Below are 1,986 nucleotides of genomic sequence, written 5' to 3'. Positions count from 1 at the left end.
CCCTCAACCACCTCCTTTTTATTTCCCTTCACATTCCTTATCTCATCCTTATGAATAATAGTGTTTTGATTAGCACCTATTTCTATATCTTTGTTTTCTCCTACAAACTCATGAGAGTTTTTAGCCACTCTTACTTTATTATCTACTCCTACATTTAAGGTATTGCTTAATCCTACTATGGTATCTTTAGATAAGCCTACATTAGTTAAGTATTCTCCTCCTACATTGACATTTTTAGCTAAGTCTATGGTTTGAGTATGAATCTTTTTAATCCTTTCATTATAAATTCCATCTACCTTAGAATCTTTATCATTTAAGATTCTTTGAGTGAAATTATGCTGGACTAATTCATCATAATCCTTTTGGGCTTTTAAATAAATTTGTTCTTTGTCTTTTATATTTGAGAGGGTAAGTTCATTATAACCTTCTTCATTAACACCTATGGTTTTAGAAGAAAGGGAGGTTTGATGATCATTAAAAGGAAGATTTACTAAACTTGGATTAGTCCCATTATACAAACTTCCACTTACATAAGGTTTATCTATATCATCATCTAAAAAAGAAATAATCACTTCATCTCCTATTCTTGGAGTATGAAAAAAACCTGAATGATTACTTGCTATACTAGAAGCTACTCTTAAAAAAGGAGTGTGATGATAAGATTTATAAGTATTGCTTGATAAATTAGAAGAATTTGTATCTATATCATTTGTAATAAAAGTATCATTATCTAATTCTTCTTGATTGACATAAAGATTAATCCTTACCTTAACCCTTCCATGCTCATCAGTATAAATAGTATTTCTCTCACTTTCTATATCCTTACTCTCTCCTATAACAATACCTTGAGTGCTATTAGGAGCTTTAGGTTTAGCTTTAAAACTTGGAGTAAAGATAATATTCTTTTTTAATAAAGTTAAAGTATTAGAATAAGATTTACTTAAATTTAAATCTTTTAAATTTAAATGATCATTCGTATTAATAGAATTAGCTAAGATGGCATCATCAATTAAGATTTGAGTATTAGCAATAATAATAAAGTCTTTAAGCAAAGAAGCTTTATCTTGTTTTTCTTCATCTTGATTTTTTATTTCTTCTTGATGATTAAACTCCTTATAATTTAAAGTGATAAAATCTCCTAAGCTAAGATGATAAATATTACTTTTTGCTAGTAAGCTTTCATTTAATACTAAGGCTCTTTTTTCTTTAAGAGAAGGCTTAGTCTTTAAATCAATGCTTTTTGTAAAAGAATATTCACTCTCATAAAAATGTTCATTATAATAAGCTTTGTTATTAAGTTCTTGTTCATAAGGAACTTTACTAGAGTGTAAAGATAAAAGATTTAAAGGAGTATTGGCATTAATACTAGAATGTGTAAAAGAATTAGTTCTTAAGCTTTGCTCTTTATAAATAGAAGAAATACAAGCTTGATTTAAAATATTATTAACATTAGGATTATACTCAATTTCTTTATTTTTTACATTTTTATATACATCACAAAAATAAATAGTGTTCTCATCTTCATAAAAAAAGATTCCATTATTATGGCTTAATCTTGTAATAAAGTCTAAATCACTTTCATTGTATTGAGAGATGAGTTCTTGTTCTTCATAATTAAAATGTATATTAGAATAATCAATTTCTTTATGTAAGATATCTTGATAAAAACCAAGGGTTTGTTTAATCACTTCTATAATATTAGTATGAGTATAAATACGATTGGCTTTATTTAAAGAAAGTCTTATCAAAACTGATTGAAGCTTAAAAGAAAAAAAATGCTTGTATTTTATTTGCTTAGTATTTGAAGCGCTATCATTAATATTTAAAGCACTTTCATGATTAATACCTAGATATTTTATATAAGTGATAATTCCCTTATAGTTTTTTACTTCATTGTTATCAAAGTTTAAGGTATTATTCTCATAAGGATTATGGATATTTAAAATAGCTTCTTGATCGATTAAAACATTAGGATGAAAATTAAAA

1 protein-coding gene is annotated in these 1,986 nt (G+C 25.9%); it reads right to left on the bottom strand.

Annotated elements, in window-relative coordinates; genetic code table 11:
* Window positions 1-1,986: type VI secretion system Vgr family protein (locus tag AJN70_RS10000; RefSeq protein WP_070295402.1), on the bottom strand; the 1,986-nt coding region annotated here is incomplete at both ends.

The sequence above is a fragment of the Campylobacter sp. BCW_4341 genome (assembly GCF_001764255.1).
In the GTDB taxonomy this organism is placed as follows: Bacteria; Campylobacterota; Campylobacteria; order Campylobacterales; family Campylobacteraceae; genus Campylobacter_D; species Campylobacter_D jejuni.
Note: the sequence above shows the minus strand (reverse complement) of the source record. Positions and strands in the feature narration are given on the sequence as shown.